Origin of the sequence: Streptomyces sp. Je 1-332 (genome assembly GCF_040730185.1) — a bacterium.
GTDB lineage: Bacteria > Actinomycetota > Actinomycetes > Streptomycetales > Streptomycetaceae > Streptomyces.
In genome coordinates, this window is the sequence record NZ_CP160402.1 from 2,723,979 (window position 1) to 2,744,715 (window position 20,737).

At 70.4% G+C, this 20,737-nt stretch carries 16 protein-coding genes; 8 read left to right on the forward strand and 8 right to left on the reverse strand.

All coding sequences use genetic code 11. From position 1 onward, the window contains the following. Positions 1-184 precede the first annotated feature (184 nt). Together ABXJ52_RS12595 and ABXJ52_RS12600 are read right to left on the reverse strand one after the other, a co-directional pair. Complete coding sequence (locus ABXJ52_RS12595) at positions 185-2,650, reverse strand: FtsX-like permease family protein (protein WP_367041892.1); 2,466 nt, start codon at positions 2,648-2,650, stop codon at positions 185-187. A gap of 80 nt (positions 2,651-2,730) precedes the next feature. Beyond that, positions 2,731-3,525, reverse strand: a complete 795-nt coding sequence (locus tag ABXJ52_RS12600; protein WP_367041894.1) for an ABC transporter ATP-binding protein — start codon at positions 3,523-3,525, stop codon at positions 2,731-2,733. A 314-nt stretch (positions 3,526-3,839) separates the two neighbouring features. Here ABXJ52_RS12600 and ABXJ52_RS12605 point away from each other — a divergent pair, with 314 nt between their 5' ends. Beyond that, positions 3,840-5,021, forward strand: a complete 1,182-nt coding sequence (locus ABXJ52_RS12605; RefSeq protein WP_367041896.1) for a cation:proton antiporter — start codon at positions 3,840-3,842, stop codon at positions 5,019-5,021. On the opposite strand, the gene ABXJ52_RS12610 is transcribed toward ABXJ52_RS12605, so the two are convergent. After that, complete coding sequence (locus ABXJ52_RS12610; RefSeq protein WP_367041898.1) at positions 5,007-6,167, reverse strand: PP2C family protein-serine/threonine phosphatase; 1,161 nt, start codon at positions 6,165-6,167, stop codon at positions 5,007-5,009. The genes ABXJ52_RS12605 and ABXJ52_RS12610 overlap by 15 nt on opposite strands. A gap of 129 nt (positions 6,168-6,296) precedes the next feature. Between ABXJ52_RS12610 and ABXJ52_RS12615 the strand changes: the two genes are divergently transcribed. Continuing rightward, positions 6,297-7,526 carry a GNAT family N-acetyltransferase gene (locus ABXJ52_RS12615; RefSeq protein WP_367041900.1) on the forward strand — a complete coding sequence of 410 codons (1,230 nt, stop codon included), beginning with the start codon at positions 6,297-6,299 and terminating at the stop codon, positions 7,524-7,526. Here ABXJ52_RS12615 and ABXJ52_RS12620 read toward each other — a convergent pair. The 3 genes from ABXJ52_RS12620 to ABXJ52_RS12630 all read right to left on the reverse strand — a co-directional run bounded on the left by ABXJ52_RS12620 (position 7,523) and on the right by ABXJ52_RS12630 (position 9,306). Then, the gene (locus ABXJ52_RS12620; protein WP_367041902.1) at positions 7,523-7,753 is read right to left on the reverse strand and encodes a superinfection immunity protein; all 231 of its coding nucleotides are present in this window, start codon (positions 7,751-7,753) and stop codon (positions 7,523-7,525) included. The two genes, ABXJ52_RS12615 and ABXJ52_RS12620, sit on opposite strands and share 4 nt — an antisense overlap. A 2-nt stretch (positions 7,754-7,755) precedes the next feature. Then, positions 7,756-8,601, reverse strand: a complete 846-nt coding sequence (locus tag ABXJ52_RS12625) for a DNA-formamidopyrimidine glycosylase family protein (RefSeq protein ID WP_367041904.1) — start codon at positions 8,599-8,601, stop codon at positions 7,756-7,758. Positions 8,602-8,820: 219 nt separating this feature from the next. Further along, a complete protein-coding gene (locus ABXJ52_RS12630; RefSeq protein WP_367041905.1) occupies positions 8,821-9,306 on the reverse strand; it encodes a ribose-5-phosphate isomerase in 486 nt (161 codons plus the stop codon). 174 nt (positions 9,307-9,480) lie between these two features. Between ABXJ52_RS12630 and ABXJ52_RS12635 the strand changes: the two genes are divergently transcribed. Then, complete coding sequence (locus tag ABXJ52_RS12635) at positions 9,481-10,953, forward strand: amino acid permease (RefSeq protein WP_367041907.1); 1,473 nt, start codon at positions 9,481-9,483, stop codon at positions 10,951-10,953. Between the two features lie 171 nt (positions 10,954-11,124). Next, complete coding sequence (locus tag ABXJ52_RS12640) at positions 11,125-12,462, forward strand: FAD-binding oxidoreductase (protein ID WP_367041909.1); 1,338 nt, start codon at positions 11,125-11,127, stop codon at positions 12,460-12,462. Positions 12,463-12,469: 7 nt separating this feature from the next. Here the strand turns inward: ABXJ52_RS12640 and ABXJ52_RS12645 are convergent, their stop codons facing one another. Continuing rightward, positions 12,470-13,048 carry a biotin transporter BioY gene (locus tag ABXJ52_RS12645; RefSeq protein ID WP_367041911.1) on the reverse strand — a complete coding sequence of 193 codons (579 nt, stop codon included), beginning with the start codon at positions 13,046-13,048 and terminating at the stop codon, positions 12,470-12,472. 267 nt (positions 13,049-13,315) lie between these two features. Here ABXJ52_RS12645 and ABXJ52_RS12650 point away from each other — a divergent pair, with 267 nt between their 5' ends. From ABXJ52_RS12650 to ABXJ52_RS12660, 3 genes are all read left to right on the forward strand, one after another. Continuing rightward, positions 13,316-14,710, forward strand: coding sequence for an amino acid permease (locus ABXJ52_RS12650; RefSeq protein ID WP_367041913.1), 1,395 nt, complete (start codon positions 13,316-13,318; stop codon positions 14,708-14,710). A gap of 172 nt (positions 14,711-14,882) precedes the next feature. After that, on the forward strand, positions 14,883-16,319 hold the full coding sequence (locus ABXJ52_RS12655) for an amino acid permease (RefSeq protein WP_367041915.1): 1,437 nt from the start codon (positions 14,883-14,885) through the stop codon (positions 16,317-16,319). A 194-nt stretch (positions 16,320-16,513) separates the two neighbouring features. After that, on the forward strand, positions 16,514-17,164 hold the full coding sequence (locus tag ABXJ52_RS12660) for a superoxide dismutase (protein WP_367041917.1): 651 nt from the start codon (positions 16,514-16,516) through the stop codon (positions 17,162-17,164). A 162-nt stretch (positions 17,165-17,326) separates the two neighbouring features. Here ABXJ52_RS12660 and ABXJ52_RS12665 read toward each other — a convergent pair whose 3' ends face one another. Continuing rightward, the gene (locus ABXJ52_RS12665) at positions 17,327-17,992 is read right to left on the reverse strand and encodes a DsbA family protein (protein ID WP_367041919.1); all 666 of its coding nucleotides are present in this window, start codon (positions 17,990-17,992) and stop codon (positions 17,327-17,329) included. Between the two features lie 163 nt (positions 17,993-18,155). Between ABXJ52_RS12665 and pepN the strand changes: the two genes are divergently transcribed. Continuing rightward, a complete protein-coding gene (pepN, locus tag ABXJ52_RS12670) occupies positions 18,156-20,732 on the forward strand; it encodes an aminopeptidase N (RefSeq protein WP_367041921.1) in 2,577 nt (858 codons plus the stop codon). The last annotated feature ends 5 nt before the right edge of the window (positions 20,733-20,737 follow it).

Sequence of the window (20,737 nt, forward strand, 5' to 3'; positions counted from 1 at the left end):
GGATTCTTTCCCCAACCCCGCCCCTTCCCGAAAACTCGCTCGGCGCGAGGGCCCGCTCCTCAAACGCCGGAGGGGCTGAAAGATTCAGCCCCTCCGGCGTTTGAGGAGCGGGGTCTGGGGCGGAGCCCCAGGTAGGTCCGGGGCGCAGGCACGGTTTTCGGGAAGGGGCGGGGTTGGGGAAAATTCAGGCCCTTGACTTCAGCGCCGCCCTCGCAGGCAAGGCCGTCGCCATCAGGCCCAAGGCCAGGGTCGCCGCCACGAAGGAGCCGTAGACCAGCGGTGGGATGTACGGGGACTCGCCCGTCAGGCCGTTCATCATGGGGATCAGTGTCGCCAGCGCGATGGCCGAGCCGATCGCGATGCCCGCGGTCGCGACCAGAAGTGCCTCCCAGCGCACCATCCGCATGACCTGGCGCCGGGTGGAGCCGATGAGGCGCAGCGTGCCCAGCTCGCGGCGGCGGTCGAGGACCGTCATCACCAGGGTGTTCACCGCGGCGATCGCCGCGAAACCGCCGAGTACGGCCGCCATCACCGTGTTCGCCCAGGCGTTGACCGCCCGGTCCGTGGACTGCGCGGTGGCGTAGTCGTCGCGGTCCTGGAGGGTGCCGAAGGCGGTGAGGGCAGTGAGGGTGGACTGCGAGGACTTGCCCCTGGTCCAGATCTCCGCGGAGAAGGGCGAGGTCAGGTGCTCTTTCAGGTCCGGCGCCGGGAGCGTCACCTGGGAGAGGCCCATGCCTCGGTCGTACATGGCGACCACCTTCCGCGTCGCCTTCGTGCCGTCCGGCATGCGCAGGGCCAGGCGCTCGCCCGTCCTCACCTTCGCGGAGTCCGCGAGCTTCGCGTCGATGGCGATCTCGCCCCTGCCGAGCGTCGCCATCGTGCCCGTCCTGACGCCCAGGTCCTGCACCCTGGCCAGGTCGCGGGGGGAGCCGGTGACGCCCTGGGCCGACGCGCTCTCCAACCAGCGGTCGCCGCCCGAGCCCACCGGCACCAGGACGGAGGTCTTGAGCAGGCCCACGGCTGAGGTGACTCCGGGGGCCTGCCCGGCCTTCGCCACACCGGCCGGGCTCGCTCCCGCCCCCGCGGCCGTCACGATGTGGTCCGCGGTGATGCCCTCGCGCTGCTGGTCGGCGGCGACGCGGTCCTCGCTGGTGTGCATGAAGACGAGCGTGGAGGAGAATGCCATCGCCAGGACGATCGGGGTGATCGCCGAGGCCAGCCGCCGGGCGTTCGTACGGGAGTTGGCCGCCGCGAGCGAGGCGGACGCGCCCGCTCCGCGCAGCGGAAGTCCGAACAGGGCCGCGCAGCCCCGGGCGACCAGCGGGCCGAGCAGGGCCACGGCGAGCATGAACAGCATGACGATGCCGAGCGCCACGTTGGCCGCGTCGTCCCCCGTCAGGGATGAGGCGATCCCGGCGAGGACGCAGCCGCCGACGGCCGCCGCGATCCCCAGTGGCGTACGGATCCAGCCGAAGCGCAGGCGTTCCACGGAGGACTCGCTCAGGGCCTGGCCCGGCCTGATGCGGGAGGGACGGCGGGCCGCCAAGTAGCCGGAGACCAGGGCCGTGAGCACGGCGACACCGACCGCCGAGACCAGCGGGATGAACGAGATGGACAGGTCCAGGGCCTCGGGGACCGCTCCCCTGTCCTTGAGCTGGCCGAACCACCAGCGGGCCAGGGCGATGCCGGGCAGCACCCCCACCGCTCCCGCGAGGGGTGCGACGAGCAGGGCCTCCGTGGCAATGGTGCGGCGGATCTGGCGGGGCGTCGTACCGATGGCCCGCAACAGCGCGTACTCCCGGGCGCGTTGGCCGACGGAGAGCGCCACGGTGCCGGCCGCGGTGAACATCGCGACCATGGTGGCGATGCCGCCGAAGGAGCCGCCGAGGCCGGTGAGCATCTCCTGGGCGTAGGCGAGTTCGGAGCCCTCGGCCTCGCTGCGGTCGTCGCCGGTGTGGACGTCCGCCTTGCCGCCGACGGCGTGCGCCACCTGGGACTTGAGGGCGGCGTCCGTGACGCCGTCCTTGGGCAGGACGGCCACGGCGTCGATACGGCCGGGGTGGCCGGAGATCCGTACGGCGTCGGAGTCGGTGAACCAGGCGGTGAGTGCGCCCTGCCCGGCCTTTACGGTGCCGGAGATCCGGAAGGCGCGCGGCCCGTCCGCCGTGGTGAGCGTGGTGCGCTCGCCGACGGACGCGCCGGGCGCGGCGATGACGACCTCGCCGGGGTGCGGGGCGCGGCCCGCGGTCAGTTTCTCGCCGGTGAAGGCGGTCGAGCCCCAGCCGTGCGCGGTGACCTCCTTGCCGTCGGACTGCACCGGGAAGGTGACGTCCGGGACCGCGACGCGCGCTCCGGGGGCCGAACCTGCCTTCGCCACCAGGGAGTTGTCGATCCGGGCGCGGTCGGGCAGCGGCGTGGCCGTGTCGGAGCGGCTCTCACCGCTGCCCGTGACGAAGTGGGCGCGCTGGTCGGCGGCGGCCACCACGGGGGCGCCCGCGTACCGGGCGGGAGGCACCGACGCGCGTGCTCCCGTCTCCAGGAGGATGCCGCAGGCGGACACGATCAGCGCGGCCATCATCAGCGCGACGAACGTACCCACGAAGGCGGCGGGTTTGAAGCGGATGGCGGCACGGGCGAGGCCGTTGGGCATCGGGTTCTCCGGGGTTTGTGGGCGCCCCGAAAGGGGCGCGGGGAACTGCGCGACCAGCCACATCCGGCCGGCGGGTGTACTCAGGCCGCGGCAGCTGCGTGCACCGGAGCCGTCAGGGTCGTCATACGCCCGGCGATCTCGGCCGCGGATGCCCGCTCAAGGCGGTCCACGATCGCGCCGTCGGCGAGGAACAACACCCGGTCCGCGTACGCCGCCGCTGCCGGGTCGTGGGTGACCATGACGACCGTGGCGCCCATGCCGTCGACGGCCGAGCGGAGCAGGGTGAGGATCTCGGCGGCCGTGGTGGTGTCCAGGGCGCCGGTCGGCTCGTCGGCGAAGATCACGTCCGGGTTCGTGACCAGGGCGCGGGCGATGGCGACGCGCTGCTGCTGGCCGCCGGAGAGTTCTCCGGGGCGGCGCTTGTGCTTGTCGGGGCCGAGGCCGACGCGGGCCAGGACATCGGCGGCCCTGCGGCGGTCGGGGCGGTGGCCCGCGAGGCGCATCGGCAGGACGACGTTCTGCTCGACGGTGAGCGAGGGCAGCAGGTTGAAGGCCTGGAAGACGAAGCCGAGGCGGGTGCGGCGCAGCGCGGTCAGCTTGTTCTCGCTCATGGACGTGATCTCCGTGCCGCCCAGGCGCACCGTGCCCTCGCTGGGCCGGTCGAGTCCGGCCGCGCACTGCAGGAAGGTGGACTTGCCGGAGCCCGAAGGGCCCATGACGGCGGTGAAGCTGCCGCGCTCCAGGGCGAGATCGATGCCGCCGAGGGCGTGCACGGCGCCGGATCCCCTGCCGTACCTGCGGCGCACGCCGTGCAGTTCGACGGCCCAGTCGGCGCCGCGGGGTGCCTCGCCGGAGATCGGGGGCGTCGGGGGCATCGGTGGCACCGCCGAACTTCCCTCGCCGGTTCGCCTCTTGCGCCGCAGCCCCATGGCTTCGTCCACCTTCCGTCCGTACGCCCTCATCGATACCTCGAACGTACGGACAGCGGGTGCTGTGGACCATGAGGGTCCCCGGCGGACCAGTGGTGGGGAGAACCCCACCCCCGGTCGCCAAAGGTTGCTCCGTCAATCGTTTGGTAAGCTAACTATTGACGCGTTCTTGACGCGCCCTTTGCCATTCGTATGCGGTGGGTGCGTCGCCGACTACCAGGAGGAACGGGCCCATCGGACACGCAGACACCCTGATAGCCATGGGCGGCGCCTTTCTCGCCGCCGCCGTGCTCGCCCGTCTGGGCGGCCGCATCGGACTCCCCACCATTCCGCTCTTCATCCTGGCCGGGATCCTCCTCGGCCCGCACACTCCCGGCGTGGTCCTGCTCTCCGACCCCCACGACCTGGAGATGCTCTCGGCGCTCGGCCTGGTACTGCTGCTCTTCTACCTGGGCCTCGAGTTCCACATGGACGACCTCAAGACGGGCGGCCGCAAGATGGCCCTCGCCGGAGGGACGTATCTCGCGCTGAACGTCGGCGCGGGCCTCGGCTTCGGATTCGCCCTCGGCTGGGGCACCTCCGAGGCTCTGGTCCTCGCCGGGGTGCTCGGCATCTCGTCGTCGGCGATCGTCACCAAGGTGCTCGTCGACACCGGACGGCTCGGCAATCCGGAGACGAAGCCGATCCTCGGCATCATCGTCGTCGAGGACATCTTCCTGGCGCTCTACCTGGCGGCCCTTCAGCCCGTCCTGTCCGGCGCCGACAGTCTCGCCGCGGCCGTGATGGACGGCGGCAAGGCGTTCGGCTTCCTGCTCCTTCTCGCCCTCGTGGCGCGCTTCGGCACGAAGGTGGTCGGGCGGCTCATGGACACCCGGGACGACGAGCTGCTCGTCATCTCCTTCCTCGGCGCCGCGGTCTTCGTCGCCGGGGTCTCGGAGTGGTTCGGGGTCGCGGACGCGATCGGCGCGTTCATGGTCGGTCTGATGGTGGGCAGTACGGCGTCCGGCGAGCGCGTCCGCAAGCTGGTGCACCCCTTGCGGGACGCCTTCGGGGCGATCTTCTTCTTCGCGTTCGGGCTCTCGATCGACCCCGGCGACCTGCCCGTGGTGCTCTGGCCCGTGCTCGCCGCCGTGGCGCTGACGCTGCTCATGAACGTCCTCGCGGGACTCGGTGCGGCGCGCATCTACGGCTTCGGGTCAGGGCCCGCGGCGAACATCTCCACCACCCTGCTAGCCCGCGGTGAGTTCGCCCTGATCCTGGCGACCATGGCGGCCACCGCGGGCCTGGACGAGCGGCTCTCGCCGTTCATCGCGGGGTACGTGCTGCTGCTCGCGGTGCTGGGGCCGCTGGCGGCGGGACGCGCACAGTGGCTGGCCCGGATCCTGCCGGGCGGGCGCGATCCCGTACGGGAGTCGGAGCCCGAGCTGTCAGGCGCCCGCTGACGGCTCCCGGCAGATCAGGAGCAGCGCCCGGTCGTCGTTGACGTCCTTCGCGACCGCCTCGATCAGATGCCACGCGGCGCCGTGGAAGCCGCCCGCCACATAGCGGTCGGCTTCTCCGGTGAGGCGGTCGATGCCCTCGCTGATGTCGCGGTCGGAGGTCTCGACGAGGCCGTCCGTGAACAGCATCAGGACGTCGCCGGGGCGCAGGGAGCCCTTCACCGGGTCGAACTGCGCCCCGTCGTACACCCCGAGGAGCGGCCCCTCGGCGGCCATCTGCTCCCAGCGGCCGTTGCCCGCGCTGAGCTGGAGGCCCGGCGGGTGGCCCGCGGTGAAGAGTTCGTAGTCGCCGCTCTCCAGGTCCAGGACCAGGTGGATGGAGGTCGCGAAACCCTCGTCCCAGTCCTGGCGCAGGAGGTAGCCGTTGGCGGCGGTCAGGAACGCGTGCGGCGGGAGCGAGCCGAGCAGGCCGCCGAAGGCTCCCGACAGGAGCAGGGCACGGGAGCCCGCGTCCATGCCCTTGCCGGAGACGTCCGTGAGGACGACCTCCAGGGTGCGGCCGCCGTTCGTGCGGGCCGCGACCACGAAGTCGCCGGAGAAGGACTGACCGCCCGCGGGCCGCAGGGCCATCTCGCGGTGCCAGCCGCGGGGCAGCTTCGGCAGTTTGCTCTGTACGCGGATCCGTTCACGCAGGTCGAACAGCATCGTTCCGCCGCCGCGCCACGGCACGCCGACCCGGCTGCGGAACTGCGCGATGATCAGCCCGAAGAATCCGCAGGCCGCGACCACCAGGACCACTCCGGGCGTGACCCGGGACGGCCCTTCCGTGTACGGGCCCAGCTGGATGGACTCCACGATGAGCGCGGCGGCGGCCGTCGCGTACAGGCCGAGCAGGCTGGAGGGCCGGAGCAGCAGACCGCCCGCCACGATGGGCAGGACGAGGGCTGAGGGCGCGAACCAGACGTTGTTGACGATGGTGAAGAACGTGATCACCGGGATCGTGACGAGCAGGCCCGCGAGCGCGATCCAGTCCGAGCCGTCGCCTCTGAAGTAGTCCACCCCGGATTTGCGCAGCCCTATGCGAGCCCGGTGGATCCGCTTCTTCATCCGGGCTGTGAACGTCTCGGCTTCCGCTCGCCTGCCTGCCATTGCTCCCGGACCCTATCCACCGGGCCAGGCACTTCGCACGGGAGGTGCCGGTTGTCCCCCGTCAGGGGCATGCTGTCGGCCCGCGTAAATCCTGTCGCTCCGTCCGCTTCACCCTGGTAGGCATGGCATATGACGACGGAACTGCGGGAGTTGCGCCAGGAAGACTGGGACGAGTACTACGCCGCCTTGGAGCTCGCCTTCGGTGGCGTCGCCGAGGCGAGGGAGGAGAGTGAGCTCTGGAACGCGCTGGTCGAGTTCCACCGCTGCTTCGGCGCCTGGGAGGGCGGGACCTGCGTCGGCACGACGGGAGCGTTCAGCTTCCGCCTCTGCGTGCCGGGCGGCTCCCTGGTGGACGCGGCCGGTGTGACGATGGTCAGCGTCGCGGCGACGCACCGGCGGCGCGGAATCCTGACGTCGATGATGCGGCGCCAGCTCGACGACGTCCGCGCGAAGGGTGAGTTCCTGGCCGTGCTCACGGCCTCCGAACCCGCCATCTACGGCCGGTTCGGGTACGGCACGGCGACGTTCGCCACGAAGGCCGAGATCGACACGTCACGCGTGAGCCTGTCGGTGCCGGCCGGTACGGATGACGTAGGGCTGCGCTACACCAAGCCCGCCGACGTCCACGAGGCGTGCGAGGAGCTGTACGCGCGCCGGGTGAGCGAGCGGCCGGGAATGCTGGCCAGGCAGCCGGGCTGGGAGCGGCTCGGCCTGCTCGACCCGGAGAGCGAGCGGCACGGCGCATCCCCGCTGCAGTGCGTGGTCGCCGAGCGCGACGGGGAGCTCGTGGGGTACGCGCGCTTCCAGGTGAAGCCCGACTGGGACATGGCGGGCCCCAAGGGCACGGTGCGGCTGCGCGATCTGGAGGCCGCCGACCCGGTGGCGTACGCGGCGCTGTGGCGGTTCCTCTTCGGCATCGACCTGACGTCGACGGTCGAGGCGCACAGCCGCCCGACGGACGACGCGGTGTTCCACCTCGTCTCGGACGTGCGGCGTTGCCGGATCCAGGTGCGGGACTCGCTCCACGTACGCCTGGTGGAGGTGGCAGCGGCGCTGGAGGCGCGCGCCTACCGGACGCCGGTGAACCTGGTCCTCGACGTCGAGGACGCCTTCTGCCCCTGGAACGCGGGCCGTTGGCGGCTCACAGGCGACCTGAAGGGCGCGACCTGCGAGCGCACCGAGGACGACGCCGATCTCGCCCTGTCCGTACGGGACTTGGGCTCGGCCTACCTGGGCGGCGTGTCCCTGACGTCACTGGCGGCCGCGGGCCGGGTACGGGAACTGCGGCCGGGCGCCCTGGCCGAGGCGGCAACGGCCTTCGGCTCGGACGTGGCGCCGTGGCTGCCGCACGGGTTCTAGCCGGGGGCTCCGGGCGGGCCCGGCAGCGCTGCCTTGGCCTTGCGGGTGGCCAGATACAGGGCGAGCAGCCAGCCGATGACGGAGACGCCGAGCACGAGGTTGACGACCAGGACGAGCCAGCGGTTGTCGATGCCCCGGTTGAAGGCGATGAGGGACGGCAGGAGGAAGAGCGCCAGGCTGACCAGCGCGAACAGGGTGGCGCCCAGTAGGCCGATGCCGGTGAACATGGTCAGCCGCTCTTTCGTCGGGGCCGGCGTGGCCGGCGGGGCCGCTGGCACTTGGGGCACCAGAAGAGATTGCGGGCGGCGAGATCGGCGGTGCGGATCTCGCCGCCACAGATGTGGCAGGGCATCGTGGCCCTGCGGTACACGTACACCTCGCCGCCGTGGTCGTCCACGCGCGGCGGGCGGCCCATCGCCTCCGGCGTGTGTTCGGGCCTGACGGTGTCGATGCGGTTGAGGCGTACGCCCTCGCGCATCAGGGCGACCAGGTCCTCCCAGATCGCCGTCCACAGGGCTGGGTCGATGTCCTTGCCCGGGGTGTACGGGTCGATGCCGTGCCGGAAGAGGACCTCGGCGCGGTAGACGTTGCCGACGCCCGCGATGACCTTCTGGTCCATGAGGAGGGCGGCGATGGTGGTGCGGCTGCGGGCGATGCGGTGGTAGGCCTTCTCCGGATCGTCCGCCTCCCGGAGGGGGTCGGGGCCGAGGCGGGCGTGTATCGCCTGCTTCTCCTCGTCCGTGATCAGGGCGCAGGTCGTGGGGCCACGGAGGTCGGAGTGGTACGCGTCGTTCAGGAGCCGCAGGCGGACGGTGTCCGTGGGGGGCGGGGCCGGGGACTCGCCGAGGGCGTACTTGCCGAAGAGGCCGAGGTGGATGTGGATCCAGCCGGTGTCCGCGAAGCCGAGGAAGAGGTGCTTGCCGTGGGCTTCGGCGGTGTCCATCTCCTGACCGTCGAGCAGGGCCGCGCTGTCGGAGAACTTGCCCTGGGGGCTGGTGATCTTCAGGGGGCCGCGGCCTTCGAAGCGGGCGCGGTGGTCCTCCGCGAGGCGGTGAATCGTGTGCCCCTCCGGCACGGGGTCCTCCTGGGGTCGGTCAGGGGAGGGATTCTTCCCCAACCCCGCCCCTTCCCGAAAACCGTGCCTGCGCCCCGGGCCTACCTGGGGCTCCGCCCCAGACCCCGTACAAGATGTCCTCAAACGCCGGACGGGCTGGATTTCCAGCCCGTCCGGCGTTTGAGGACGCCCCGGCGCAGCCGGTTCTCGGGAAGGGGCGGGGTGGGGGAGAGAACAGCCCTACTGCTGCGGGTGGCCGGCCGGGATGGCGGGCAGCTCGCCCGTGGTCTCGTACGCCGACAGCATGTCAATGCGACGCGTGTGGCGCTCCTCACCCGAGTACGGCGTCGCCAGGAAGATCTCGACGAACTTCGTCGCCTCTTCCCGCGTGTGCATCCGGCCGCCGATCGACACCACGTTCGCGTCGTTGTGCTCACGCCCGAGCGCGGCCGTCTGCTCGCTCCAGGCGAGGGCGGCCCGCACCCCCTTCACCTTGTTCGCGGCGATCTGCTCGCCGTTGCCGGAGCCCCCGATCACGATGCCGAGGGACTCGGGGTCCGCCGCCGTCTTCTCCGCGGCGCGGAGGCAGAAGGGGGGGTAGTCGTCCTGGGCGTCATAGATGTGGGGCCCGCAGTCGACGGGCTCATGGCCGTGGCTCTTGAGCCACTCGACCAGGTGGTTCTTCAGTTCGTAGCCGGCATGATCCGAGCCGAGGTACACGCGCATGCGACTGAGTGTGGCACGTCACGGGGCGGGTAGCGGCGTCCGGGGGCAGGACCTTGGTCACCAAGGTCTGGGCCATCGGGCCGGAATATCACGATCCGGAGTCAGGACTTCCGTCACGTACACCCCTGAGTTTGAATGCGGGGGCTCGTGACCCGAGAACTTAAGGATTCGTCCATGACCTCGCAACCCTCCCTTGCGAAGGCAGACCGCAACCCCGCCGATCCTGGGGATTCGCAGTCTGGAGACACCGGTGACGGCCTGCAGGCCGGGCTGAAGAACCGCCACCTCTCCATGATCGCCATCGGTGGCGTCATCGGAGCGGGACTCTTCGTCGGCTCCAGCTCCGGCATCGCCGCCGCCGGGCCCGCCATCCTCGTGTCGTACGCCCTCGTCGGCACGATGGTCGTCCTCGTGATGCGGATGCTCGGCGAGATGGCCGCCGCACGGCCCACCTCCGGCTCCTTCTCCACCTACGCGGACCAGGCGCTCGGCCGCTGGGCCGGTTTCTCCATCGGCTGGCTCTACTGGTTCTTCTGGGTCGTCGTGCTCGCGGTGGAGGCCACCGCCGGCGCCGTCATCCTCAACGGATGGATACCGGCCGTCCCGCAGTGGGGCTGGGCGCTGATCGTGATGGTGGTGCTCACCGCGACGAACCTCGTCTCGGTCGGCTCCTACGGTGAGTTCGAGTTCTGGTTCGCCGGGATCAAGGTCGTCGCCATCGGCGGCTTCGTGATCATCGGCCTGCTCGCCGTCTTCGGCGTGCTGCCCGGCTCCGACAACCCCGGCGCCGGATTCACGCACCTCACCGACGCGGGCGGATTCATGCCGCAGGGCGCGGGCGCGATCCTCACGGGTGTGCTGATGGTCGTCTTCTCGTTCATGGGCTCCGAGATCGTCACGCTGGCCGCCGGCGAGTCCGAGGACCCGCAGCGCGCCGTCACGAAGGCCACGAACAGCGTCATCTGGCGTATCGGCGTCTTCTACCTGGGCTCGATCTTCGTCGTCATCACACTCCTTCCGTGGAACGACAAGTCGATCGTCAAGGACGGTTCGTACGTCGCCGCGCTGAACTCGATCGGCATCCCGCACGCCGGCCAGGTCATGAACGTCATCGTCCTGACGGCCGTGCTCTCCTGCCTCAACTCCGGCCTCTACACCGCTTCCCGCATGGCCTTCTCGCTCGGCCAGCGCGGTGACGCGCCGAAGTCCTTCGCGCGCACCAACAAGCGCGGTGTGCCGCAGACCGCGATCCTCGGGTCCGTCGTCTTCGGCTTCGTCGCCGTCTGGTTCAACTACCAGTGGAAGGACACCGTCTTCGACTTCCTGCTGAACTCCTCGGGCGCGGTGGCCCTGTTCGTCTGGCTGATGATCGCGTTCACGCAGCTGCGGATGCGCGGGATCATCCTGCGCGAGCAGCCGGAGAAGCTCGTCGTGAAGATGTGGCTCTTCCCGTACCTGACCTGGGTCACGATCGCGATGATCTCGTTCGTGCTGGTCTACATGCTGACCGACGAGACCGGACGCAAGCAGGTCCTTCTCTCGCTGCTCGCGGCGGCGTTCGTGGTCGTCTTCTCCCTGGTACGCGAGAAGGTGCGGCCCCGCGACGCGGCGGAGTCCGCTGCCGCCACCGACTCGGTGGACGCCTAGCACCTTCCCTCCACCCCCCGACGGTGGCGCGGCCGACGTGCCCGCCACCGTCGGGGGGTGCGCGCGTTCCGGGCGGCCCGTTCGCGAAGGCGGCTGCGAAAACTTGACGGCGGGTGTCAGGTTTTGCCGGGAAGCTCTGGTACGTCAGCAGCACTTCTCGGAGGGATCACCGTGGACTTCACCGCTCAGCGACTCGTGTTCCGGCCCGGCGATGACGGGTACGGCGAGGAGATCGCCGGATTCCAGACCGGTTTCACGCAGCGGCCCGCGATCGTGTTCGGGGCCGTCGGCGCCGACGACGTCGTCGCCGCCGTGTCGTACGCCGCGCAGGCGGTTCTGCCCGTCGGCGTCCAGGCCACCGGGCACGGGCTTCCGGGCTCGTCGGACGGTGGCGTGCTGATCAGCACCCGGCGGATGGACTCCGTCCGGGTCGATGCCGACGCGCGCACGGTCACCGTCGGTGCGGGCGTCCGCTGGGGTCAGGTCATCGAGGCCGCGGCGGCGCACGGGCTCGCCCCGCTGAACGGTTCGGCGCCCGGTGTGGGCGCCGTCTCGTACACGCTGGGGGGCGGACTCGGCATCCTGGCACGGGAGTTCGGGTACGCGGCCGACCACGTCCGGTGGCTCGACGTCGTCACGGCGGACGGCACCCTGCGGCATGTCACGGCTCAGAGCGAGCCCGAGCTCTTCTGGGGGCTGCTGGGCGGCGGCTCGAACCTCGGGGTGGTGACAGCCTTGGAGATCGGTCTCGTGCCGGTGGCGCGGGTCTACGGCGGGGCGATCGACTTCGACGGGCGTGAGGTCGATCCCGGCCGCGTCCTGCGGGCGTACGAGGCGTGGACGCGGACGGTGCCGGAGGGGCTGACCTCGTCGGTGGCGGCCCTCGTCTATCCGGACCTGCCACAGCTGCCGCCCCCTCTGCGGGGCCGCTACCTCGTCACGGTCCGGGTCGCCTGGACGGGCTCCGCGGCGGAGGGCGAACGGCTGGTGGCGCCGCTGCGGGAGATCGGGCCCGCCGTGTCGGACTCGATGCGGGAGATGCCGTACACCGAGAGCCACACGATCCACAGCGACCCCGACTTCCCGCACTCCTACTACGGGGACAGCGTGGTCGTGCAGGAGCTTGACCTGGCGGCGGCGGAAGAACTGTTCGCGCTGACCGGTCCGGCCGCCGAGAAGATGCACGTCGTGCAGATCAACCAGCTGGGCGGGGCCCTCGCGAAGCCCGCGGGCAACGCCGTGCCCCACCGGGGCGCGGGGTGGCTGGTGCGGGTGCTCTCACCCTTTGACGCCACCGAAGCCACGGACCTCGACGCGGTGCGGGCCGTGCAGGCGCGGGCGTTCGGGCTCTTCGCGCCGGACAGCGTCGGGCGGCTGCTCAACTTCGCCTTTGCCGCGGGGGATCGGCCCGACGGTCTGTACGACGCCGGTACGCGGAAGAGGCTCGCCGAGCTGAAGGCCACGTACGACCCGGCGAACCTCTTCAGGCGGAACTACAACGTCAGTTGACGACCGCTCAGCGGTCGAGCAGCTTCCACGCCGTCGGCAGCGCGCCCATCGCGAGCGCGGCCTTGAGGGCGTCGCCGATCAGGAAGGGCGTGAGCCCGGCGGCGACGGCCTGGGTCAGCGACATGCCGGTCGCGGCGGCGAGGTACGGGACGCCGACCGCGTAGATGATCGCCGAGCCGAGCACCATCGTGCCCGCGGTGCGCAGGACCGAGCGGTCGCCGCCGCGGCGGGCGAGGGCGCCGGCCACGGTCGCGGCGAGCAGCATGCCGAGGACGTAGCCCAGGGACGGCGCGGCGACGCCGGAGCCCGCCTCCGCGAACCACGGCATGCCGGCCATGCCCACGAGGGCGTACACCGCGAGGGAGAGGAAGCCGCGGCGGGCGCCGAGGGCGGTGCCGACGAGGAGGGCGGCGAAGGTCTGCCCGGTCACCGGCACGGGGGAGCCGGGGACGGGCACGGCGATCTGAGCCGCTATGCCGGTGAGGGCGGCGCCGCCGATGACGAACGCCGCGTCCTTCGCGCGGGACGCGGGCAGCAGGTCCGCGAGGACCTGGCCGGGACGGGAAGAGACGGCGGCGATGCTCATCGGGACTCCGCGGGTTCTGGGACGGGCAGATGGGACCCCGCGACGCTATCTCAGGCGGGGGCGCGTGGCACCGGCGGTGAGCGACAAGGCACCGGGTGCCCCGGTGGTGGGCTTTGCACAAAGCGATCGGCATACCTCAGCGGAGGGCGTGATGCGCGTCACTGAGGTGGAGGCCGCAGGGGGCCGTTTTGCGCGGGGGGCTCCTGCCCAGGGAGACTGTAGGTTCCCGCCAATTCACTCGTGAGCCCGAGAGCAGCGCTGAGCACCATGCACGACGCACCCCTGCCCATGACGGGCACGGAACCCGGACCGCTCGGCGGCGGGCTGAAGCAGCGCCACCTCACCATGCTCGGGCTCGGCGGCGTCATCGGAGCCGGGCTCTTCGTCGGCTCCGGGGCCGGGATCGCCGTCGCCGGGCCCGGCATCGTCGTCTCGTACCTCATCGCCGGCGCGCTCGCGATGTGCGTGATGCGGATGCTCGGCGAGATGTCGGCCGCGATGCCCGCCTCCGGGTCGTTCTCCGTGCACGCCGAGCGTGCGCTCGGCCGCTGGGCGGGGTTCAGCGTCGGGTGGCTGTACTGGTTCCTGCTGGTCGTCGTGCTCGCCGTGGAGGCGACGGGCGCCGCGCAGATCGCCAACGGCTGGGCGCCGGGCGTGCCGCAGTGGGCCTGGGTGCTCATCTTCATGCTGGTGTTCACCGCGGCCAACCTCGCCGCGGTGAAGAACTTCGGCGAGTTCGAGTTCTGGTTCGCCGCCCTGAAGGTCTTCGCGATCGTCGCGTTCCTGGTCCTCGGGCTGCTCGCGGTCTTCGGCGTGCTGCCGGACACCGACCCCGTGGGCCTCACGAACCTCACCGGGCACGGCGGTTTCCTGCCCAACGGCTGGGAGGGCGTGACGTCCGGGGTGCTCGCCGTCGTCTTCGCCTTCGGCGGCCTCGAGGTCGTGACGATCGCCGCGGCCGAGTCCGACGACCCGGTGCGCTCGGTCTCCCGCGCCGTGCGCAGCGCCGTCTACCGCATCCTCTTCTTCTACGTCGGCTCGATGCTGGTCATCGTGACGGTGCTGCCCTGGACGGCGGAGCAGGCGGGCGTCAGTCCGTATGTGACGGTCCTCGACTCGATCGGCGTGCCGTCCGCGGGCACGATCATGAACATCGTGGTGTTCGTGGCGCTGCTCTCGGCGCTGAACGCCAACCTGTACGGCTCGTCCCGGATGGTCTTCTCGCTGGCCGAGCGCGGCGAGGCCCCGAAGGCGCTCCTGAAGGTGTCGGGCGGCGGGGTGCCGCGCCGTGCCGTCCTCGCGTCGGTGGCCTTCGGCTTCGTCTCCGTCGTACTGAATCTGAAGTGGCCCGACTCGGTCTTCCTCTACATGCTCAACTCGGTCGGCGCGGTGCTCCTCTTCGTGTGGGCGCTGATCGCGGTCTCGCAGCTGCGGCTGCGGCGGCGCATCGAGCGTGAGGCGCCGGAGCGTCTCGTCCTGCGGATGTGGGCGTTCCCGTATCTGACGTGGGCGGCGCTCGCGGCGATGGCGGCCGTGCTCGGTCTGATGCTGACCGACGACGCGGCGCGGCCCCAGCTGCTGTGGTCGGCGGGTGCGACGGGCCTGGTTCTCGTGGTCGCGGGGCTGCGGGAGTGGCGCGGGGCGCGCGGGAACCAAGTGTGAACATCCAGTGCCGACACCTTCACAAAGTGTGAGCGTCGTGTCCGTATAGCGGTCAGGTGTTCCCTGTCAGCGGTGCCGGACTTCAGACTGTGGGCCGCTCGCTCACCCCGCTGTGAGCCGCTCGATCACCCCGCTCAGCTCCCCCGTCTCAGCTACTGAACAGGGCACGCCCATGTCTCGGACGTCCACCCCCAAGGACGCATCACCCGACGAGGCCCCCGAGGCCCCCACGGTCGATTCACCGCTCGTCCACGGCCTGAAGCAGCGGCACCTCTCCATGATCGCCCTCGGTGGCGTCATCGGCGCCGGGCTCTTCGTGGGCTCCGGAGCGGGCATCGCCGCGGCCGGTCCGTCGATCGTCCTCGCCTACGCGATATCCGGCGCGCTCGTCATGCTCGTGATGCGCATGCTGGGCGAGATGTCGGCGGCGAACCCGGCGTCCGGTTCCTTCTCGGTGCACGCCGAGCGGGCGATCGGCCCGTGGGCGGGCTTCACCGCGGGCTGGGGCTTCTGGTTCCTGCTCTGCGTGGCCGTCGGGCTCGAAGGCATCGGCGCCGCGAAGATCATGGTGGGGTGGTTCCCCGAGAGCCCCGAATGGGTCTGGGTCGCGCTCTTCATGCTGGTGTTCTGCGGGGCCAACCTGACGGCCGTGAAGAACTTCGGCGAGTTCGAGTTCTGGTTCGCCGCACTCAAGGTCGGCGCGATCGCGCTCTTCCTCGGCATCGGCGTCCTCGCCATCCTCGGCATCCTGCCCGGCTCGGACGTCTCCGCCCCCGGCACGGCCAACCTCACCGGCGAGGGCGGATTCATGCCGAACGGCACGGACGGCCTGATCATCGGCCTCCTCGCGTCCGTCTTCGCGTACGGCGGTCTGGAGACCGTCACGATCGCGGCGGCGGAGTCCGAGAACCCGGTCCGAAGCGTCGCCAAGGCCGTGCGCACGGCGATGTGGCGCATCGCCCTCTTCTACGTCGGCTCGATGCTCGTCGTCGTCACGCTGCTCCCCTGGGACAACAAGGAAGTCGTCGCGAAGGGCCCGTACGTCGCCACGCTCGACCACCTGGGCATCCCCGGCGCCGGCCAGATCATGAACGTCATCGTCCTGATCGCCCTGCTCTCCGCGATGAACGCCAACATCTACGGCGCGTCGCGCATGTCGTACTCCCTGATCGCGCGCGGCCAGGGCCCCAAGGTGCTCGGCCGCGTCGACAGCGGAGTTCCGCGCCTCGCGGTCCTCGCCTCCTCGGTCTTCGGCTTCGTCTGCGTCCTGCTCAGCTACTGGCGCCCCGACGACGTCTTCCCGTGGCTCCTGAACATGATCGGCGCGATGATCCTGGTCGTCTGGATCTTCATCGCAGTCTCGCAGCTGATCCTGCGCCGCAGGACGGAGCGCGAGGAGCCGCAGAAGCTGGTCGTGAAGATGTGGGCGTACCCGTTCCTGACGTGGATCGCCCTGGCCGCGATGGCGTACATCTTCTACCTGATGACGGAACAGCCCGACACGCGCAAGCAGCTCCTGGCCACGGGCACGCTGACGCTGGTGCTCGCGGTGATCGGATTCGTCCGGCAGAAGACGGCGGAGAAGCGGGCGGCTGTCGCCGCCGAGTAGCAGCAAGCAACGCGAAGAGGGCCCCGAGTCGACCGACTCGGGGCCCTCTCCGCGTTCCCCCTCCCTCTCCCCGCCTCCGGTCCTAGGACGAAGGGCTGATCAACTCCGAGGGGCTCCTGCTGCTAGCCTGCACTTGCATATAGATTGCAATAAGCGTTGCACCACAGCAGAGCAGCAGTCGGAGGGCTCGGATCATGGCCATTTACACGCTTCCAGAACTTCCGTACGACTACGCGGCGCTCGAGCCGGTCATCAATCCCCAGATCGTCGAGCTGCACCACGACAAGCACCACGCGGCGTACGTGAAGGGCGCGAACGACACCCTTGAGCAGCTGGAGGAGGCGCGCGACAAGGAGTCCTGGGGCGCCATCAACGGCCTGGAGAAGAACCTGGCCTTCCACCTCTCCGGCCACATCCTGCACAGCATCTACTGGCACAACATGAACAGCCCGAAGGACGGTGGCGGCGGCGAGCCGCTGGCCGCGGACGGGGTAGGCGACCTCGCGGACGCGATCACCGAGTCCTTCGGCTCCTTCGCCAAGTTCAAGGCCCAGCTGACCAAGGCCTCGGCGACCACGCAGGGTTCGGGCTGGGGTGTGCTCGCCTACGAGCCGCTCAGCAACCGCCTCATCGTCGAGCAGGTCTACGACCACCAGGGCAACGTCGGCCAGGGCTCGACGCCGATCCTGGTCTTCGACGCCTGGGAGCACGCCTTCTACCTGCAGTACAAGAACCAGAAGGTCGACTTCATCGACGCCATGTGGGCCGTCGTCAACTGGCAGGACGTGGCCAAGCGTTACGCGGCCGCGAAGCAGCGCGTGAACAGCCTGCTGCTCGCTCCCTGAGCCTGCCCCCGGAAACGCCCCGCCTCGTGATCGTCTTCTCAACCTTCACCGAGGCAGGCGGATAGACGAAAGCCCCCGTGAGGACATGACTCACGGGGGCCTTTCGGTGTGCGGGGTCCCGGAGGAGGGCGGAGCCCGGGTGTCCCCCGTCCTTCGCCTGGCTCAGTCGAAGATCGGCCCCTGCTTGCGCGTCCGCTTGAGCTCGTAGAAGCCGGGCGTGGACGCGACCAGGAGCGTGCCGTCCCAGAGCCTGGCCGCGGCCTCGCCCTTGGGGGCGGGCGTCACGACCGGGCCGAAGAAGGCGACCTGCTCGCCGTCCGCGCCGGGGACCGCGATGACGGGCGTGCCCACGTCCTGGCCGACCATGTCGATGCCCTCCTTGTGGGAGGCGCGCAGCTGGGTGTCGTACGTGTCCGAGTCCGCGTACTCCGCGAGCTCCTCGGGCAGGCCGACGTCCTTGAGGGCGGAGACGATCGCCTCGCGGGTCGGGCCCTCGCCCTGGTTGTGGAAGCGGGTGCCGAGGGCGGTGTAGAGCTTGCCGGTGTAGTCGTCGCCGTGCTTCTGCTGGGCGGCGATGACCACACGGACCGGGCCCCAGGCCTTCGTCTCCATCATGTCGCGGTACTCCTCGGGCAGCTCGTCGAGCCGGTCCTCGTTCAGTACGGCAAGGCTCATGACATGCCAGCGGACCTCGACATCGCGGACCTTCTCCACCTCGAGCATCCAGCGCGAGGTCATCCAGGCCCAGGGGCACAGCGGGTCGAACCAGAAGTCGACGGGGGTCTTGCCGGGCTTGCCTTGCTTGCCGGACTTGCCGTTCTCGGACATGTCTCTCCCTAGGGAATGCGTGCGCGCTTGGCCAGGGGAACGTCCAAGATCTGTCCGGGCATTCCCCGATACCGCGCGCTGGGGGCACATGCGAGGATCGTAGACATTCGTACAGGTCGTGCGATCCACGACTTACACCTGCGAGTACAAGGGAGTACCGCCCGTGCCCGGTGAGAATCTTTCCCGCGACGAGGCCCAGGAAAGGGCCGCGCTGTTGTCCGTCGACGGGTACGAGGTCTTTCTCGACCTGCGCTCCGCGATCGGCGAGAGCGACCAGGAGCCGCGCACGTTCCGCTCCGTCACCACCCTGCGCTTCCGCTCCGCCGAACCCGGCGCCACGAGCTTCGCCGACCTGATCGCGCCGAGCGTCACCGCGCTCTCCCTCAACGGCAAGGACCTGGACCCCGCCGAGGTCTTCGACGGCACCCGGATCACGCTGGAGGACCTGGCCGCGGAGAACGAGCTGGTGGTGGACGCCCAGTGTGCCTACAGCCGCACCGGCGAGGGCATGCACCGCTTCGTCGACCCGGAGGACGGCGAGGTCTACCTCTACACGCAGTACGAGCCCGCGGACTCCCGGCGTGTCTTCGCCAACTTCGAGCAGCCCGACCTGAAGGCGCCTTTCCGTTTCGAGGTGCGGACCCCGGAGGGGTGGACCGCCTGGTCGAACGGCGCCGGTGAACTGGCCGACGGCGTCTGGAGGTTCGCCGAGACGAAGCCGATCTCGACGTACATCACGGCGGTCGTCGCGGGCCCTTACCACTACGTGACGGACTCCTACAGCCGCACCTTCGACGACGGCACGACGCTGGAGATCCCGCTCGGCGCGATGTGCAGGAAGGGGCTCGCGAAGCACTTCGACGCGGACGACGTCTTCCTGGTCACGAAGCAGGGGCTCGACTTCTTCCACGACAACTTCGACTACCCCTACCCCTTCGGGAAGTACGACCAGGCCTTCGTCCCGGAGTACAACCTGGGCGCGATGGAGAACCCCGGCCTCGTGACCTTCCGGGAGGAGTTCATCTTCCGCGGCAAGGTGACCCAGGCGTCGTACGAGCGCCGGGCCAACGTCATCCTGCACGAGATGGCGCACATGTGGTTCGGCGACCTCGTCACCATGCGCTGGTGGGACGACCTGTGGCTCAAGGAGTCCTTCGCCGACTTCATGGGCGCCTTCTCGATGGTCGAGGCGACGCGCTTCACCAACGGCTGGATCACCTTCGCCAACAACCGCAAGGCGTGGGCCTACCGCGCCGACCAGCTGCCCTCCACGCACCCGGTCACGGCCGACATCCGCGACCTGGAGGACGCCAAGCTCAACTTCGACGGGATCACGTACGCGAAGGGTGCGAGCGTCCTGAAACAGCTCGTCGCCTACGCCGGGCGTGACGCGTTCCTGGAGGGCGCCCGCCGCTACTTCAAGCGGCACGCGTACGGGAACACCCGGCTCGGTGACCTTCTCTCGGTCCTGGAGGAGACCTCGGGGCGCGACATGACCACCTGGTCGCAGGCGTGGCTGCAGACGGCGGGCGTCAACTCCCTGACGCCTCAGGTCCTGCTGAACGCGGAGGGGCGGATCACCGAGCTCTCCGTGATCCAGGAGGCCGCCGAGTCACACCCCGAACTGCGCCCGCACCGGGCGGCGGTGGGACTGTACCGCCGCACGCCCGAAGGCGAGCTGACGCGGTACGCGCGTGCGGAGCTGGACGTCGAGGGGCCGCGCACGGTCGTGACCGAGCTGACCGGCGAGGAGGCTCCCGATCTCGTCCTGGTCAACGACGACGACCTGACGTACTGCAAGATCCGCTTCGACGAGAACTCCCTGGCCACGCTTCGCGCGCACCTCGGTGACATCACCGACCCGCTCGCTCGCGCGCTGTGCTGGACCGCACTGTGGAACCTCACCCGGGACGGGGTCATGCCCGCGCGGGACTTCATCGCTCTCGTGCTGCGCTTCGCGGGGCGTGAGAGCGACATCGGCGTCCTGCAGATGCTGCACACCTGGGCGGACTCGGCCCTCACCTTCTACGCGGCCCCCGAGTGGCGCGACGAGGGCGGGCGCGCGCTCGCCGAGGGCGCGCTGCGGGAGCTGCGGATCGCGGAGCCCGGCAGCCAGAACCAGCTGACGTGGGCGCGGTTCTTCGCCGCGGTGGCGTCGTCGGACGCCGATCTCCAGCTGCTGCAGGGGCTCCTCGAAGGCACCGCGAAGATCGACGGCCTGGACGTCGACCAGGAGCTGCGCTGGTCCTTCCTCGGTCCGCTGGCGGCGCACGGTCTCGCCGACGAGGGGGTGCTCGCCGCCGAGCTGGTCCGTGACGACACCGCTTCGGGCAAGCGGCACCAGGTGCGGTGCCTCGCCGCGCGGCCGTCCGAGGCGGTCAAGGCGCAGGCGTGGGCCTCCGTGGTCGAGTCGGACTCCCTGTCCAACGCGCTGGTGGGGGCGACGATCGCGGGGTTCGCGCAGCCGTCGCAGCGGGAGCTGACCGCTCCGTACGCGCCCCGGTACTTCGCCGCCATCGAGCGGGTGTGGGCCGAGCGGTCCATCCAGATCGGGATGGACGTGGTGAGGGGTCTCTTCCCCATCCTCCAGGGCGACCAGGAGACGCTGGACGCGGCGGACCTGTGGCTCGACTCGCACGCGTCGGCCGCGCCCGCCCTGCGGCGGCTCGTGCTGGAGGCCCGGGACGACCTCGCCCGGTCGCTCCGGGCGCAGGTCTGCGACGCGGCGGCCGCTTCCTAGGCCAA

Coding starts and splice junctions, on each gene's coding strand:
- ABXJ52_RS12595 (WP_367041892.1), bottom strand. CDS start 2,650: ATGCCCAACGGCCTCGCCCGTGCCGCCATCCGCTTCAAACCCGCCGCC.
- ABXJ52_RS12600 (WP_367041894.1), bottom strand. CDS start 3,525: ATGCCCCCGACGCCCCCGATCTCCGGCGAGGCACCCCGCGGCGCCGAC.
- ABXJ52_RS12605 (WP_367041896.1), top strand. CDS start 3,840: ATGGGCGGCGCCTTTCTCGCCGCCGCCGTGCTCGCCCGTCTGGGCGGC.
- ABXJ52_RS12610 (WP_367041898.1), bottom strand. CDS start 6,167: ATGGCAGGCAGGCGAGCGGAAGCCGAGACGTTCACAGCCCGGATGAAG.
- ABXJ52_RS12615 (WP_367041900.1), top strand. CDS start 6,297: ATGACGACGGAACTGCGGGAGTTGCGCCAGGAAGACTGGGACGAGTAC.
- ABXJ52_RS12620 (WP_367041902.1), bottom strand. CDS start 7,753: ATGTTCACCGGCATCGGCCTACTGGGCGCCACCCTGTTCGCGCTGGTC.
- ABXJ52_RS12630 (WP_367041905.1), bottom strand. CDS start 9,306: ATGCGCGTGTACCTCGGCTCGGATCATGCCGGCTACGAACTGAAGAAC.
- ABXJ52_RS12635 (WP_367041907.1), top strand. CDS start 9,481: ATGACCTCGCAACCCTCCCTTGCGAAGGCAGACCGCAACCCCGCCGAT.
- ABXJ52_RS12645 (WP_367041911.1), bottom strand. CDS start 13,048: ATGAGCATCGCCGCCGTCTCTTCCCGTCCCGGCCAGGTCCTCGCGGAC.
- ABXJ52_RS12650 (WP_367041913.1), top strand. CDS start 13,316: ATGCACGACGCACCCCTGCCCATGACGGGCACGGAACCCGGACCGCTC.
- ABXJ52_RS12655 (WP_367041915.1), top strand. CDS start 14,883: ATGTCTCGGACGTCCACCCCCAAGGACGCATCACCCGACGAGGCCCCC.
- ABXJ52_RS12660 (WP_367041917.1), top strand. CDS start 16,514: ATGGCCATTTACACGCTTCCAGAACTTCCGTACGACTACGCGGCGCTC.
- ABXJ52_RS12665 (WP_367041919.1), bottom strand. CDS start 17,992: ATGTCCGAGAACGGCAAGTCCGGCAAGCAAGGCAAGCCCGGCAAGACC.